The following is a 15335-nucleotide window of genomic DNA, read 5'->3' as shown; positions in this document are numbered from 1 at the left end:
TTATGCATGATGTTTCAGAACTTTTTAAAACACATTTTATGCATTACGCATCGTATGTGATTTTAGAAAGAGCCATTCCTCATATCCTTGATGGCCTTAAACCTGTCCAGCGACGCTTACTGTGGACATTATTTTGTATGGACGACGGCAAAATGCATAAAGTTGCCAATATTGCCGGTAGAACTATGGCGCTACATCCCCATGGGGATGCTCCGATTGTCGAAGCTCTTGTTGTGTTGGCAAATAAAGGTTACCTTATCGATATGCAAGGAAACTTTGGGAATCCTCTAACAGGTGACCCTCATGCCGCAGCGAGATATATCGAGGCACGTCTTAGCCCTCTAGCTAAAGAAATCTTATTCAATACGGATTTGATGTCTTTTCATGATTCCTATGACGGAAGAGATAAGGAGCCTGATATCCTTCCTGCGAAGCTTCCCTTACTTTTGTTACATGGTGTTGAAGGGATTGCTGTAGGGATGACGACAAAAATCTTCCCGCATAATCTTTGTGAGCTTATAGAAGCACAAATTGCTATTTTAAATAATCGTGCTTTTACCTTGCTTCCTGATTTCTATTCGGGGGGTGTGATGGATGCCTCAGAATATCAAGACGGCTTAGGCTCAATAACCATGCGCGCTTCTATTCAAACGGTGGATCAAAAAACCCTAATCATCAAAGAAATTTGTCCATCAACCACAACAGAAACCCTAATCCGCTCTATAGAAAATGCAGCTAAACGTGGTGTGATCAAAATTGATTCGATTCAAGATTTCTCCACAGACCAACCCCACATAGAAATCAAACTCCCTAAAGGCGTTTACGCTAAGGATATTATCGAACCTTTATTCCAATATACGGAATGTCAAGTGGTTTTAACCTCGAGACCTACGGCTATTTATAATAATAAACCTGTTGAGACTTCCATCTCGGAAATTTTAAAACTCCACACAGAAGTTTTAGAAGGCTATCTCCAAAAAGAATTGGAGATACTCCAGGATGAGTTAGCTCAAGAACATTATTATAAATCTCTGGAGTATATTTTCATTAAATACCGTCTGTACGATACGGTGAGGGCAAACCTCTCTAAGTTAAAAAATACGGTGTCTCAAGAAGATCTACATGCAGCGGTTTTGACTGCTCTAGCGCCTTTTCTCTCTAGCTTACCTACAATTCCAAGTAAACAAGCAACAGGGCAACTTGCTTCCTTAGCCATTAAGAAAATTCTCTGCTTTAATGAAAATCGCTATACCAAAGATCTTGCAGCAATAGAGAAAAAACAAGCTGCTGTAAACAAAGATCTCAGCAACATGAAAAAGTTCACCATCAAATATCTCAAAGGCCTTTCAGCAAAATATGGCGAACTTGGGAAAAGAAAGACTCAAGTTCTATCTTTTTCAAAACAAAAGAAATCCATTCTTAAACAACAAACTTTAGTGTAATCAAAAACAATAAAATTCTATTTTTTGAAACTTTTTATTTTATGGTTATAGAAAATAAGTTCTTTCCTTAGTAAAATGCATAATTAAGTTAGCCACCAAGGTCTGTAGGATTATGGAACCACGTTACATCAATATCAAAAAGGCTGAGACTCAGGAAATTGCGCCGGTAAAAGAGACGTCCACTCCTGAATATCTCGCACCCACGAACACGACTTTCGAAGGTCCTGTACGCACCTTGGATCAGCTAAGACTAGCTCTTATTCAGAAAATGGGAGAAGAAAAAGGGAAAGAGATGTATGACCAGTTCATTCAATCGATTTTGATTTCTTCGTTTGGCAACATCCATAAAGAAATGGATCGTGCTCAAAAAGCCTCGAAAAAAATGCGTTCTGTTTACAAAGAGTAGTATGGGAATCTCCTACTTTCTAGCCCTACCCTTAAGCGAAAAAGACCTCGCATATTTTCTAAATTCTGCGAAACGTTGGGCTCCATTTTTAAACCAGGATCTTTATCTTTCTCTCATTTCTTACGATGCTACTGCCTATCTTGCTAAAGAAATCTCTTCTTTCCCCTGTACTCTTGAACAATGGCAGAAAGCTGTGAATCACGTATCTAGTCTTCTTACCCATACATTCTTACGTTCATCGGTTGATTCTCTTCTTTTCCTAGCCTGTCGGCAATTCACACAAATTGAGCTCCCAGTTCTCACCAACTAAAATTTTAAATTAAAAAGTCATTGAACAGCATTCTTCTTATTTCGCGATCCATCTCGATACACAAATACTTGAAAACAATCACAGCCGAATAAAATTAGTATTTTTTTAAGATGTATTTTACAAAGATCTATTTTCGCTTTTCCCTAGAACCATAAGCTTCTTTATTTTAAAATGTTTTAATAAAAACCGTTCATTGCAATGCAATCAAATACTCCTCTTTTTTTTATTGTTAATGAAACTAATCGAGATCGGTTAGATAAGTTTTTAGTTTCGCAAAACCCAAAATATTCTCGAGCTTTTTATCAACAGCACATTGTAGATCAACGGGTGACAATTAATGAGCAAATACAGACAAAAGTTTCCACACAATTGGTTCCTGGGGATACCGTCTCTATTACTATTGAAGAAAAAGAAGAGCCTTCAGAACTGTTACCCGAAGCTATCCCTCTAGAGAAAATCTACGAAGATGAGATGATTCTCGTTATAAATAAACCTAGGGATATGGTCGTACATCCTGCGCCTGGGCACACTCGAGGTACAGTGGTTCATGCTCTACTTCATGAAATCGGAGAGCGTCTCAAACAAGAGTTCCCTGAAGAGCCATGGAGACCGGGTATCATCCACAGATTAGACAAAGATACTTCAGGATTACTCATCACGGCAAAAACCCGCCAAGCAAAAATGATTTACAGTGAATTATTTGCGACAAAACAGTTGAAAAAGAGTTATTTAGCGATTTGTGTCGGGAAACCATCAGCTTCTGTAATCCATACAAAATTAGCTAGACATCACACGAAACGCAAAGAAATGGCTGTTTCCTCAACAGGGAAAGAAGCTATTACTCGTTGCGAGGTACTCGCTTACAATGGGAAATTCAGTTTAGTACTCCTGCATCCAGAAACAGGACGAACTCATCAACTTAGAGTGCATATGAAACATCTATCCACTCCAATTTTAGGTGATCCGGTGTATGGATCAGCTTCTGCCAACTCATGTTATGGTCTTGACAAACAACAATTACACGCCTATAGCGTGAATTTTATCCACCCTCAGACGCATAAACACCTAAACTTAACAACAGAATTACCCCGGGATATGAAGATCTTGATAATAAAAGAATTTTATAATAGTAAAACTGTTATTAACAAACAATTATTTGAATCAATCATAAAATAAATTTGATCATTAATTAAGTTTGATTATTTTAACAGACCAATTAAAATTAAATTAATTTCGAGTTCGATTTTTTACCGTTCTCCCACAGATAACGCGAATTTAGTTATAGGATTACTTTATGAAAGACTTTTTAAGTTACATTATCAAAAACCTTGTGGATCGCCCTGAGGAAGTACACATTAAAGAAGTTCAAGGCACTCACACCATTATTTACGAATTAACTGTTGCGAAACCTGATATTGGCAAAATTATTGGAAAAGAGGGCCGCACCATCAAAGCGATTCGTACTCTCCTGGTCTCTGTAGCTAGTAGAAATAATGTAAAAGTTAGCTTAGAAATTATGGAAGATAAATAGGTTATAGACTCTTCCTCCTTTAGATAGACTTTCTATAATATTTTGTACTTTCCGGATGTGTCCTGTTTCCGCCTGCGGAAACTCCGCAGGCAAAAAGAAGGGAGACGTTTCTTGTATTTGATAGCTTTCAACTTTAAGGAATTCGGACCGAGCAGGATTTGAACCTGCGACCATTCGCTTAGAAGGCGAATGCTCTATCCACTGAGCTATCGGTCCAGATCTATTAAGAAATGTGAACTCTTGACCAAAGACATTGACCTTGGCCTAAGTAAGGGGATAATGCAAGCTATAGTATAAATCTCTATCTAAAAAAGTCAATTTAAGACTCGGCTCTCCTACTCCCTTGTGTTCCTCGAAGGGCGTTCTCTCCTTAAAATCGTGAGTAGACTTGTTTAAAATAAACCTCTATAGTGGCTTTTTAATGAAAGAAAAAGAGGGCGTACGATGTTCTCAGATAAGATGATCCTCATTGCGGGACCTTGTGTTATAGAGGAAGAAGAAACTACGTTAGAAATCGCCGCAAAAATCCAAGAGATAGTTGCTCCCTATGCCGATCACATCCACTGGATTTTCAAAAGTAGCTACGACAAAGCCAATCGTTCTTCTATACATTCTTACCGTGGCCCTGGGTTAAAAGAGGGGTTGAGAATCCTATCCAAAGTTAAACAAACTTTTGGTGTAGAAATCCTCACGGATGTGCACTCGCCAGAGGAAGCGCGTGCCGCAGCAGAGGTGTGTGATATTCTTCAAATCCCTGCATTTCTATGCCGTCAAACAGATCTTCTCGTTGCTGCTGCTGAAACCCAAGCAGTTATTAACATTAAAAAAGGGCAATTTCTCTCTCCCTGGGATATGCAAGGCCCTGTAGACAAAGTCCTCTCTACCGGAAATTCCAAGATTATTTTAACTGAGCGCGGCTGCTCTTTTGGTTACAACAATCTGGTTTCAGATATGCGTGCGATTGCTGTTCTCTCGAAGATGGGTTTCCCCGTAGTTTTCGATGGGACACATTCTGTACAGCTTCCTGGGGGGTTAAAAACCCATAGCGGTGGGCAGACAGAGTTTATACCCACATTAACACGAGCTGCTCTAGCTGCAGGAGCTCATGGTTTATTCATAGAAACGCATACGAATCCTGCGATAGCAAAAAGTGATGCCGCTTCTATGTTATCTTTAAAAGCTTTTGAAGTTCTCCTTCCGGTATGGAATCAGCTGTATCAATGTGTACGTTCGTTTGAGATGGCCTCAGTATGACCAAATTTTTGTTCTACGGCTTGTTCTGCTCATTAGCAATACTTGGGATTGCCTGTACAACAATAGTGGCTATAATCAAAGTAGATAGCATTTGCGATGTTTCTTGCATGAACAAGCATTTTGAAAAAGCTCCTCCTTTTCTAAAAATAAAAAAACTTGGGGTACACAAACAGATCACTTCTCCTGAACGGCAGTTTTTCAACTGCCATGTGGATAAATCTTGTATGGAACTGCATTTCTCTGATGCAAATTATGCTTGTCAAGAGGCTCTGTCTAAACTTTCTGGGCATATCCATACCCAAGACTTAGACAAACTGATGACGTTTCAGGGCAACGGCGGTCTGTTAAATTACCAAGACTGCTCTTTAAATATTTATGATTGTCGCTTTCATGTAGATCCTATCCACCCTGATCCCCATGCTCCTGAAGAGCGCGCTGTAGGAGGCATGAAAACTTTGTCGCTGTCTTTATTGAGAAAATGAGTTTTTTATGCCGATACTTTCCGTATGTAATTTAGTAAAAAAGTATAACAAGAAGCCTGTGACTAACGACGTCTCTTTTGAAGTCAATGCTGGGGAAGTGGTTGGTCTACTAGGTCCTAATGGCGCAGGGAAAACAACTGCATTTTACCTTACTGTAGGTTTAATCCGTCCCGATTCCGGGAAAATCATATTCAAAAATACGGATGTGACTAAAAGAACTATGGACTATCGAGCAAGATTGGGAATTGGTTATCTAGCTCAAGAGCCCACGGTATTTAAGGATCTGACAGTAAAAGAAAACTTAATTTGCATTCTAGAGATTATCTATAAAGCAAGAAAACAACAATCCCATCTTCTAGATACATTGATAGATGATTTACAACTGGCCTCTTGCATCAACAAAAAAGCCGGAACACTCTCTGGGGGAGAACGACGGAGATTAGAAATCGCCTGCGTATTAGCTTTAAATCCTAGTGTTCTTTTACTTGACGAGCCATTTGCAAACGTTGATCCTCTCGTCATTCAAAATGTAAAATACCTAATCAAAATTCTTTCCAGTCGAGGTATTGGTATTCTTATTACAGACCATAATGCCAAAGAATTACTTTCCATAGCTGATCGGTGCTATCTCATTATTGATGGAAAGATCTTCTTCGAAGGTTCTTCCTCACAAATGATAGCCAACCCTATGGTAAAGCAGCACTACCTTGGAGATTCATTCTCTTATTAGTCTAACAAATCCTCGTCTGTAAGCACTTCTTTCGCTATCGCTTTGATCGTAGTTAATCCTTCAGGGAATCCTATATCACACAACAGCGTGTTGACATACTCTAGCTCTGTACGCAGCTGATCATTAATGAATTCTAAACGAGCTAATTCTTGTTGCATCTGTGGCGTGGTCATAACTCCCTCCCTTCTATTTCTTCCTTTCACAAGAAAATAAGGAGCGAAAATCATGCCAAACCCTGGTTGCCTATAAGAAAAATCTTATAAATTGCCCATCAAACTTCTTGCCAAACTCAGATACATCTGATTTAACACCTGTAAAGATGTCGCGACAACGGTCCATTCTTGCTGCATAGACGTTAGGTGCATTTGTAACTCTAGCTGGTAGTTCTGTCCCATGTCGGCATAAGACTGCTGATCTGATTGTATAGTAGCTTGTAATGGGAACATCCCCCCACTGATAGCATTACCTGATAACCCAGATACTAACGCATCTTCTAAAATCTCCAGTCGTGCCTGCCATTGTTCTTCTCCACCGGTAACTTGAAACGTTCCAGCAACTTCACCTTCACTCACACCTAAAGGAGCTAAATAGTTTTGTAACAAGACTAAAGATCCTGATATCACATTCAAATTATCTCTGTAGTTATTTAAAGAATCGATGATGCGTGTACGTTGCTCATTCGAAATTTTGGAATCTTCAGTGACTCTTTTTACCTGCTCTTCCAATACTATTTTTGCATCTTGCGTACTTTTAAGATAGGCAGCTGCTTTTTTTCGTTCTGTTTCTAATTTATTTCTCGCGCTATCCGCAGTTCCAGGAAATACATCTTTACCTTTCTGTCCTACAGCAGGTTGCTGACCCACATAACTGGCAAAATTGAAATATGTAGCCGCGTTCACATACTCGGAAATAACGTCTATCATTGCATTTCCAACTGACGATCCGAGGTTGCTATAGTACAGCTGATCGTAAATACCATTTAAAAAACCCACTTCCTTAGGCATATAACGATCGATTAATACCGAAGCCACAGCTGAAGGTAATGCCATCGCTTGCAGCTCATTAGATTGTGCATATAATTGATCCTTATAGAGCTCTGCCTTTAAAGCTTGATAATCCTTAAGTTGCCCTCGGGATTCATCTATCTTAGATTGGAGTTGTGCTATTTGTACTCCAGCTAGTCCTTTAAATGCGAAATAAGCTCTAGCTGTACTTTCTGCATGCGCGTTGGCTGCAACCGTTATTTTAGGTAAAAATCCTACGTTTCCACGATTTAAAAGCTGGGCATTGATTTTTACTCCAGAGCCGTTTTGTTGTGAATAAATTGTATAAGTTTCTTCTTGCCCGTTATCAGTATTCCCCGGTTTAAACTGCCCATTTGCTGATACAATGTTCTCCATTGTAGTCTTAATAGAGGAGGCTATATCAAGTTTTGAGCTCCCCATCTCTTTTGCCGCTTCTCTTATGACAGCACCAATATTCTCCATTGAAGCTGTTGTATTAGTAGCTAATACAGTCGAAGCAACAAAATAGGCCCATATCGCCCCTATATAACTAGGAGCTTTGAACGTTGTTAGTGTTTTAAAAGCATCATTGACTAATTTTTGTTGTGCATCTGTTAGATCATTGAACCTAGAATTGATTGCACGGACAGCTTGTAATGCTCCGGCTATGGCCGCACTACTGATCTCCGTAGTCACTTGTCCTAAGTTGATAGGAGCAAATACCCCCATCAAGGAGGATACTAAATTAGATATCTGATCGAAAATAGCCTCTTGGTGACTGTTGACGAAAATAGTTGCATCAACAACAACATTAAAAGAATCTACAGCAGATACTTGATCTTTATATAAATAGGAGATCTGTGCACATAAATCGATTTTATCATTTCTCGATAAGGCAGATGCATTAATTGTATCTGCTAATTCGTCTCCGATTTGATCGATAAGATCAAATTTTTCTTGGTCGTAGGTGTGTACTGAGGTTTGCAAACTCGCTAATGCTTTTTCTACTTCTGAGAAAATGCTGTATTCTTCTTCTGTTAACTTCCTTTTAACTACATTGAGAACATCTTTTAATCCCTCAATACGACCATCCGCAAAAACTTGAGCTAATTGATCTGCATTGCCATATTCTGCTGAGAGCTCATTGATAAAATCTGTTTTCTGGCCACCCATAAAAAGAGTGGATGTTTGAACCGTATCGAAAATCTGCTTCGACAAGCGGTATAGAGATTCAAAATCTGCGTTTGTTAAATTCGTACCAAGATCAAATAAACGTTGAACCTCTGTTTGGATTTTCAAAAGCGCTGCTTTATCTAACTCCTCTTGTGAGGGTTTCTCTGGTTCTTTTTCCACCTTTTCGATTGAAGAGCGCACACTCCCATCTCTTGGAAGTAAGGTTGGCTTACCAGCCAGTCTCACTACGGCTCCCACGATCTTATCCACTACATTTTTGATTTCTCCTAATAAGTTGTGGGCCCACTGTTGTTTAGTCGCATTATAGAAAGGGTCTTCTGTAGGTAAGCTGTCACTACTACCTACAGCAGAAGTCGTAGCTACAACGGCAATCGGGGCGTGTAAATCTGATAAAGGCTTACGATGAACAGCTGAAACTCGATTTTCCTTAGGGATCACCCGGTCTTCTATTTCAAACTTATGCAGTTTATCTATTAACTGCCGGTACTTTTCATCAGCTTTTTGATCTAAAATACAGATCAATCTCTGCACTACATAACGTTCAAACTCAGTCTTTTCGTAATGAAAAACACTTTCTAATAACTGGTGGCGTTTTTGTATTGAATCTGAGCAAGGTAGTATCGGTAATTTTTTATAATTTGCTGAAACAGAGTAACTATTGATGATATCCATACGGAAAACAGTCTTGTTAACTTTTATTTTTAATAAAATTAACATGAAAACTATTTTTATAATTAATCAAAAATAAATCGTTTTTCTTAAAAACAAAAATAACAGGACTATAAGAAAAATAAAAAATTTAATAGAAAAAAAGTTTTTAAAATAAGAAAATAAAATAAAAATTATAAAAAATAATTTCTATGTCTTCTTTTTATATACAAAACAGACCTAAAACAGTTTCGGGTGACGGTTTATTTAATATTAAATTAGACCATAAATTTTCTAATTTTAATCCCAAAGCTCAGCCAGCTATAGACATAGAAACATTGAATTCTGGATTGTACGCATTAAAACGTTTAGCATCGATTATAGAAGCAGGAAATGTCCAAGCGTCTATGTTGTTAAATCCTAACAACACGATATTCCCATCTCCTCCTATAAGGCCTACATCTCGTTCAGTAAAGCCCCTAGGTTCAGCTCAAAGCACTGCAGAAGCTATTGCCGGGATTCAAAGTGCAACAGCTGTAGCTCTTGTCCCGCTCATTCTTGATGGCTTACAGACTTTCATAGATTCTACTTCCGAAGTCAATTTAGCGCAGATATCTTCTATTGTTCTCGCTATCGCATTAATCACACCTCTAAAAGGCAAACCTTCGTTAAGTTCGGAAGAGCAACAAAAAGTATTTAATAATTGCTATGAGCCTCAAAAGAACGAAATCCTGAAACAAATCCAAAAAGAACAAGCTACTGAAATTCAGAAAGGAAAAGACGCCCTATCAGAAAAACTCACATCTGCAGGAGCAACTGAAGAAGAAATTGAGAAAGCTCTTAAAGACTACGAGAATAAATTTACATCTGACTTTTTTGATGCTCATGTTGAAAAGCAGTACATGACGTACCGCTCTACCATTGGTGGAGCAACCTCCAAGATGATGAGTGATATCAAAGCTCTTGAAATACCCATCCCACAACCGACTAAAGACAACATTCACAATGTGAATGGGATGCTCATGCTACATACGATTTTTAACGGCCTCACAGACGCTGTGAATAAGGAGCCTGCTCTTGGTAGTGAAGAAGAAGTGATAAAAACCCAACTGGTTCTCAGTGGTTATCTCTCTAAAGAATCATTAACAGATGAAGAGTTAAAACTTATTTATACAGCATCGCAACTTCCGAGTAAAACAACTCTCGATACCTATTTAAAACCTAGGGATGCTGCAATATACCGTGAGGGCATTACAGCCGCATACCAGTCTGCTGTACAAAATCTGCATTCCGTGCGTTCTGATATAGAAAATGAAAAACAGACTCTAGAAAATCAACTAGCGACATTCCAACAAGCGTCGAGCTGCTTTACATCCTGGGTAAATGGGTCGAAAACTATTACTGGAGCCAAAGAATACACCTCTGAGATTGTCACAGCGGCAATGGAAGCTAGCGCAGGGTTGAATAGTCTATCCCAAATGCAGGGAAATCTCCAAGACAGCGAAAAAGCAATTTTTAATAATCATGTTCCTAAATATCTCGCAGAGAATATAAGTAATGACACTAATGTTGCAAAATTTATCGCAAAGATAGACGCTTTTCAGACAATTTCAGAATACACTTTAAATAATGCTGAATCTAGTTCAGTAGGAGTCAAATCTAACTTACAAAACAAAGCTGAGGCTATTAAGAATAACCCTTTTTACTCTCAAGTTAGTTCATACATTGCAAACATAGCCAACAATGGATTAACTAACTATATTCAAACTAGCAATAAGTATCAAATTCCCCAATTCAATGATTTTGTTCAGAACGAATTAAAACCTGTGACTAGTAGCTCAAACGGATTCTCAGACAGAGCAGCTACAGTATTACAAAACTTTAAAACAGCCGCAGACGCTCACGTTAAACAACTCCAACAGCAAATCGCGGATTTAGAAAAAAAATACACTGATTTAAACCCTGCAGACGCAAGTTTTACTGCTGAACGCAAAATAGCTGTGGAAAGTTGGTTAAATTCTGAGAGCTTGGGCTCTGCCTTTATCTATCTCATATTAAACTCTCAATTGCCCAAGCAATCTGCGTTCTTAAACCCTTTAATCGAAGAAATTAATTTTAATAACCTTGCTGCAAATGCGATTAATGATCTCTTAAAAATCACTAACCACTTTTCCACAACTTCTGTGTACTACAACCTTTCCTCCTACCTCATTCAAAGTAAAGAAGGTGAGAATCTATTTTGCGGAGACTATTTTGAAACTTGCTTAGCCTTATCTAGGGAAAAAGAATACATTGCTCGGGATACAGATCGTTGTCGACGGGCTCAAGCGCTTGTGAACGCTTTACTGGATAAAATCAAAAAACTCCCAGGGATTTCTTCATCTCAACAATCCGAGATGCTTGATGCCACTTCCAACTACATGTACGCTCTCTCCATTACATTTAATCAACTGAATGTTTTGAACGCACTCTTATCCAATCTTAAAATTACACCTGAGAAAGACAAGGAGAATGCGTACAAAAAAACCGTTTTTAAAATCATGGGTCCTAAAGATTGGATCCCCACTCTAGCTAGCTTAGAAGGTTTTATTTCCAATGGGTTCCCTAACAGCACGCCTACCGGAGGATTAGGACCTTTATTCACTCAGATTCAATCTGACCAACAAAATTACACTACTCAAGGACAGACACAGCAATTAAACCTGCAAAATCAGATGACTAACGTACAACAAGAATGGACGTTGGTATCGACATCGATGCAGGTGTTTAACCGAATCCTTTCCCAACTCGTAGGTGAAATTTACCCTAATTAGATAACTTATTGAAGTAGGGAACTTCAGAAGAAGTTCCCTTCTTTTTCCCATATTCCATTTTATATCTTCCTATCTTCTCATCATCAAATTATCAGAGTTCTACTGACCTCATCTAAGCATAAAAAAACCTGCTCTGCACCATACAGAACAGGCTTTTGAAGCAGTCTTTATTCTTAGAAGATACTGTATTTTACTGTAGGTATCCGGAGAATAGCGAGGCTACGTTCACGAGCACTTGCTGGATAAACAGAGGCTGTTTCTCAAATGCAGCTTCTTTTGCTTCTGCAAGTCTTTTAGATCCTCTAGCAAACTCATCCTCAAGTTTTGCAATAAACTTCTGTGTCGCATCATTGGAAAGCTGGACATAAGGATAGCCCGATTGTGGAGCTTTCGTGATTGCGGATGTAAGCTTTTGCTTAATCTCGTCTTCATTTGCTTGCGGATTACTTTGTAATACACCCAGTAATGTTTGTAATACGTTTACGGAAGCATAAACATCCCCAAGAGTATGGCTATTGCCAGCTATCGTTCTTGCGAACCTTTGTGCAGCAGTGTCGTTATCACGAGGTTGCGTTTCTGTTCTAGACACCGTTCGCGTTAATGCTGGCGTAGAAGTACGATCTAACACTTCACGATTAGCAGCGCTGCTACGTGAATACACGTCATTTAGAGATTGATAAGCTCCGTAACCGGCTGATAATGTATCTACATAAGATTTAGAGCTCGCAGATGCCGAACTTGTTTTGTAAAGCTGCTTTACAGCTGAACCGCCCTGATTTGCCGATGCTATAGGAGCTCCTGTAGAAATCGAAGCAGCCGTTGTTATAGCACCTAGGGCATTCGTCAAACCTTCTTCGCCTGAAATACCCTGAAGCGCTTCTTGTAAAGTTTGTTGTATTTCTTGTAATTGTGTTGTAGCTTCTGCATCCGCAGGATTGGCTTGCGTTGTTAAATCTGTGACCTGAGCTAAAACTTCTTCCAATGGCGCTGTAATATCAGGATTTTGCGTATGGAAGTTATCAATCATGTTTCTAAAACCTTGCATGATGATCGCGGCTGTCTCGTTGTCCACATCAGCAAGTAACATCGATATCCTAGCTTCCCCTACAGTAGTACCACGGTTCTGAGAAGTTCCCACACTACCCGGAGCTCCAGGTCCACCGATAGGCACATCACTACCCCCACTAGGTTTAATTTTGTCGATGTCTTTCACTGCCTTTTGTTGTTCTTTCTGAGCAGCTTTAACGATTGGAGAATCTGGAGCTAAACCAAGAGCAGCGTCTATAGTAGATTTTGCCTCTTTTATCGTGTTCTTAGAAGCTTCTATGTTCGCGGGACTATTATTCGCCTGAGCTTGACCGACAGCTGTAGTACTATTTTTCCCAGCAGTATAAGCGCTGTTTATAGCTTCTGCTACTTTAGTGATTTCTGTTGAGGATGTGTTAATTTTAGTTTCCGTATCGCCGATTACGGGGTAGCTGTCTGCTGTAACACCTAATTTCTTCAACTCTTCAATAAGAGCTGCCGCAGCAGCTTTGTTAACTTCTACCTGCCCAGCAACTCCTGTAATCTGATCGATAGATGAAGTCGTTTTTATTGCCTCCAAAAGCTTTTCGTTTTCTTCAAGAATCCCCCCGAGCTTATTGATTGTATCAATAATAGGCTGTTTCTCTGCTAGCGCTGCCTTTAATGTTGCTACCTCCGTTTTTTGTTCGTCAGTTTCAGCAAATTGTTCCATGTATTTGATCGCATCTTGGAGTTGTTGTAGCGCTGTCTTAAACTCATCAAAGGTTTTCGCTGTTTTCAGAGCATTCTGCGCATTCGATGCCTGAGTCTTGGCCTCTTCAAAATCCTTAGGCACAGACTTTCCTGTGAACAAAGCAGATATCTTATTAAAAAAGTTGATTAAAGCATTTCTTGCTGAAGATAGAAAACTCAGCCGTCCCAAGGTATTTACCGAAGGCCGAGGCGATCCGTTTTTACCTTCGACTTCGGCTATGGATTCAGCTTCTGCGCTGCGATTGGCGGCGCTAGCCTGCATACCTAAGGTAGATAAGTCTGCAGGAGCAATGTTTTTAGATTCATCTATAGGACCAACAGGATTAACCATAATAATAAACTTATAAAATCTTTTCTTTATTATAAAAGATAAAAAAAAAGCTCACATCTTTTAATTAGATATGAGCCCTTTTTAAAGATTTTATTAAAAATCCGATTAAAATGCGGAAATTAACCCAAGATCGAATTTCCTATAGGTGAAGTCACTCCCCAGGCGGCTATCCGCTGGTCTGGAATAAGCCCCATAAGCTCTGAAAGATAAAGAATCTGTGATTCCATACATAAACAGATAAGAAGCCCCTTTATAATTTGTAAATCCATTGGCTTCTTTAGGGTCATAATTTCCAGCTATTGCTTGAGCAAACCAATACTTCAGCTGGTTGCCTCGGCCAATACCAGATACATCGATTTCAGGAACTGCTAACGCCTCGACATATTCATAACGTATTGTCGCTGACCAATCTCCAGCTTTTCTTAGTCTGCCCAAGGTTCCTCCAACAAACCAAGCTTTGTTTTGCTTTTCATTTAAGGTTGTTGCAGTTGCTTTTGCTAAGGTATTGATTAAATAGGCACCATACACATACAAAGGTTTTGTCTTTCCATGGAACCAAGGTAAATCAGAGTACTTTCCTACTAACCATTGCCAGACGCAGTACTTATATTTCAGATTTGCAGCGACAGGTCCTGCTGCTGTTTTTGCAGGGTCTGGGGCTTCTGTAGGAGAAAAGGAGTTCCAATCTATCACACTACACTTTACAGAGAAGTTCCCTGGAAGTTTATTAACAATCCCTTCCACAACCCAGGCATAATGTTTTTTCGTCATATTAACTACGAACGGCCCGCCGTGAATAATCACGTTATAAGGAAAGCGTTCGCTTAAGCGACGTGCTGCATAAAGATGAACACCATCAAAATTACTATTAAACTGCACTTCTGATTCGAAAATGCTACCTAAAGAAGAACGTCCGACTTCCGTAAAGATGTTAGTATGCGTTTGCGGATCTCGATAGAAACGATAACCCAAGAAGGCTCTATCTATATCCATACCGGCAGCTGAAGATTCTCCCCCGGCAATTGCTGCCCAACTCATTTCTGATGTTAGCCATGTTTTATCCGCGTTATAATCTACATACAGCTTAAATTCGCTACGATAGCGGTTTACTGGCAAGGGCTTATACTTATCTGGTTGCGTAGGAGGTGTTTTTATATCTTCCCTAGCGTGGATCCACTTAGCACGCACATCCCCGGCTAATCTTAAGACTCCTCCTCGTTTTCTTGTTTCTACAAAACCTCGAGTATCTAAATATGCCTTCACATCTTCCAAACTCATCAATGTTGGAGAATTGTTCGTTCTTTGCATGCTAGAAGGTGTATTGGCAAACCCTTGAGACACTATTGTCGATAGAGTCAAGCACACCAACCACGGATAAATATATTTTTTCATAGTTTCCTTAGCGTCGATT

General features: G+C 39.3%; 13 protein-coding genes and 1 tRNA gene. 9 read left to right on the top strand and 5 right to left on the bottom strand.

What is annotated here, in order from left to right:
* Positions 1–2 precede the first annotated feature (2 nt).
* The 5 genes from CHAB577_RS00150 to CHAB577_RS00130 all read left to right on the top strand — a co-directional run bounded on the left by CHAB577_RS00150 (position 3) and on the right by CHAB577_RS00130 (position 3689).
* Positions 3–1442, top strand: a complete 1440-nt coding sequence (locus CHAB577_RS00150) for a DNA gyrase subunit A (protein WP_011096774.1) — start codon at positions 3–5, stop codon at positions 1440–1442.
* Positions 1443–1554: 112 nt separating this feature from the next.
* The gene (locus CHAB577_RS00145) at positions 1555–1848 is read left to right on the top strand and encodes a CT656 family putative T3SS effector (protein ID WP_011096773.1); all 294 of its coding nucleotides are present in this window, start codon (positions 1555–1557) and stop codon (positions 1846–1848) included.
* Position 1849: 1 nt separating this feature from the next.
* Positions 1850–2158: a hypothetical protein gene (locus CHAB577_RS00140; RefSeq protein WP_006343701.1), complete on the top strand. Its 309-nt coding sequence runs from the start codon at positions 1850–1852 to the stop codon at positions 2156–2158.
* A gap of 198 nt (positions 2159–2356) precedes the next feature.
* Entirely contained in the window at positions 2357–3334 is a 978-nt protein-coding gene (locus CHAB577_RS00135; RefSeq protein WP_011096772.1) for an RluA family pseudouridine synthase, read from the top strand.
* Positions 3335–3452: 118 nt separating this feature from the next.
* On the top strand, positions 3453–3689 hold the full coding sequence (locus CHAB577_RS00130) for a KH domain-containing protein (protein WP_006342697.1): 237 nt from the start codon (positions 3453–3455) through the stop codon (positions 3687–3689).
* Positions 3690–3832: 143 nt separating this feature from the next.
* On the opposite strand, the gene CHAB577_RS00120 is transcribed toward CHAB577_RS00130, so the two are convergent.
* Positions 3833–3905: transfer RNA gene (locus CHAB577_RS00120), tRNA-Arg, on the bottom strand.
* Positions 3906–4133: 228 nt separating this feature from the next.
* Between CHAB577_RS00120 and kdsA the strand changes: the two genes are divergently transcribed.
* From kdsA to lptB, 3 genes are read left to right on the top strand one after another with little or no spacing between them, the layout of a single operon-like run.
* Positions 4134–4943: a 3-deoxy-8-phosphooctulonate synthase gene (gene kdsA, locus CHAB577_RS00115; RefSeq protein ID WP_006343699.1), complete on the top strand. Its 810-nt coding sequence runs from the start codon at positions 4134–4136 to the stop codon at positions 4941–4943.
* Positions 4940–5425: a DUF1137 domain-containing protein gene (locus CHAB577_RS00110; RefSeq protein ID WP_011096771.1), complete on the top strand. Its 486-nt coding sequence runs from the start codon at positions 4940–4942 to the stop codon at positions 5423–5425. The genes kdsA and CHAB577_RS00110 overlap by 4 nt, the downstream gene beginning before the upstream one ends.
* Before the next feature lie 7 nt (positions 5426–5432).
* Positions 5433–6155 (top strand): LPS export ABC transporter ATP-binding protein, encoded by a 723-nt coding sequence (gene lptB, locus CHAB577_RS00105; protein ID WP_006342694.1) that lies wholly within the window; start codon positions 5433–5435, stop codon positions 6153–6155.
* On the opposite strand, the gene CHAB577_RS00100 is transcribed toward lptB, so the two are convergent.
* Entirely contained in the window at positions 6152–6328 is a 177-nt protein-coding gene (locus CHAB577_RS00100) for a hypothetical protein (RefSeq protein ID WP_086379999.1), read from the bottom strand. The two genes, lptB and CHAB577_RS00100, sit on opposite strands and share 4 nt — an antisense overlap.
* An 84-nt stretch (positions 6329–6412) precedes the next feature.
* Positions 6413–9025 carry a CT620/CT621 family type III secretion system effector gene (locus CHAB577_RS00095; RefSeq protein WP_173024167.1) on the bottom strand — a complete coding sequence of 871 codons (2613 nt, stop codon included), beginning with the start codon at positions 9023–9025 and terminating at the stop codon, positions 6413–6415.
* Positions 9026–9213: 188 nt separating this feature from the next.
* Here CHAB577_RS00095 and CHAB577_RS00085 point away from each other — a divergent pair, with 188 nt between their 5' ends.
* The gene (locus CHAB577_RS00085) at positions 9214–11814 is read left to right on the top strand and encodes a CT620/CT621 family type III secretion system effector (protein WP_011096769.1); all 2601 of its coding nucleotides are present in this window, start codon (positions 9214–9216) and stop codon (positions 11812–11814) included.
* Between the two features lie 190 nt (positions 11815–12004).
* Here CHAB577_RS00085 and CHAB577_RS00080 read toward each other — a convergent pair whose 3' ends face one another.
* On the bottom strand, positions 12005–13924 hold the full coding sequence (locus CHAB577_RS00080) for a hypothetical protein (RefSeq protein WP_011096768.1): 1920 nt from the start codon (positions 13922–13924) through the stop codon (positions 12005–12007).
* Between the two features lie 105 nt (positions 13925–14029).
* Positions 14030–15316 (bottom strand): hypothetical protein, encoded by a 1287-nt coding sequence (locus tag CHAB577_RS00075; protein WP_011096767.1) that lies wholly within the window; start codon positions 15314–15316, stop codon positions 14030–14032.
* Positions 15317–15335 lie beyond the last annotated feature (19 nt).

It is taken from the genome of Chlamydia abortus (assembly GCF_002895085.1).
GTDB classification, from domain to species: Bacteria; Chlamydiota; Chlamydiia; order Chlamydiales; family Chlamydiaceae; genus Chlamydia; species Chlamydia abortus.
Note: the sequence above shows the minus strand (reverse complement) of the source record. Positions and strands in the feature narration are given on the sequence as shown.

Bases quoted from the DNA above. Each gene is read 5' to 3' on its own strand.
- lptB (WP_006342694.1), top strand. From the start codon at position 5,433: ATGCCGATACTTTCCGTATGTAATTTAGTAAAAAAGTATAACAAGAAG.
- CHAB577_RS00140 (WP_006343701.1), top strand. From the start codon at position 1,850: ATGGGAATCTCCTACTTTCTAGCCCTACCCTTAAGCGAAAAAGACCTC.
- CHAB577_RS00080 (WP_011096768.1), bottom strand. From the start codon at position 13,924: ATGGTTAATCCTGTTGGTCCTATAGATGAATCTAAAAACATTGCTCCT.
- CHAB577_RS00085 (WP_011096769.1), top strand. From the start codon at position 9,214: ATGTCTTCTTTTTATATACAAAACAGACCTAAAACAGTTTCGGGTGAC.
- CHAB577_RS00100 (WP_086379999.1), bottom strand. From the start codon at position 6,328: ATGACCACGCCACAGATGCAACAAGAATTAGCTCGTTTAGAATTCATT.
- CHAB577_RS00095 (WP_173024167.1), bottom strand. From the start codon at position 9,025: ATGGATATCATCAATAGTTACTCTGTTTCAGCAAATTATAAAAAATTA.
- CHAB577_RS00075 (WP_011096767.1), bottom strand. From the start codon at position 15,316: ATGAAAAAATATATTTATCCGTGGTTGGTGTGCTTGACTCTATCGACA.
- kdsA (WP_006343699.1), top strand. From the start codon at position 4,134: ATGTTCTCAGATAAGATGATCCTCATTGCGGGACCTTGTGTTATAGAG.
- CHAB577_RS00145 (WP_011096773.1), top strand. From the start codon at position 1,555: ATGGAACCACGTTACATCAATATCAAAAAGGCTGAGACTCAGGAAATT.
- CHAB577_RS00130 (WP_006342697.1), top strand. From the start codon at position 3,453: ATGAAAGACTTTTTAAGTTACATTATCAAAAACCTTGTGGATCGCCCT.
- CHAB577_RS00110 (WP_011096771.1), top strand. From the start codon at position 4,940: ATGACCAAATTTTTGTTCTACGGCTTGTTCTGCTCATTAGCAATACTT.
- CHAB577_RS00135 (WP_011096772.1), top strand. From the start codon at position 2,357: ATGCAATCAAATACTCCTCTTTTTTTTATTGTTAATGAAACTAATCGA.
- CHAB577_RS00150 (WP_011096774.1), top strand. From the start codon at position 3: ATGCATGATGTTTCAGAACTTTTTAAAACACATTTTATGCATTACGCA.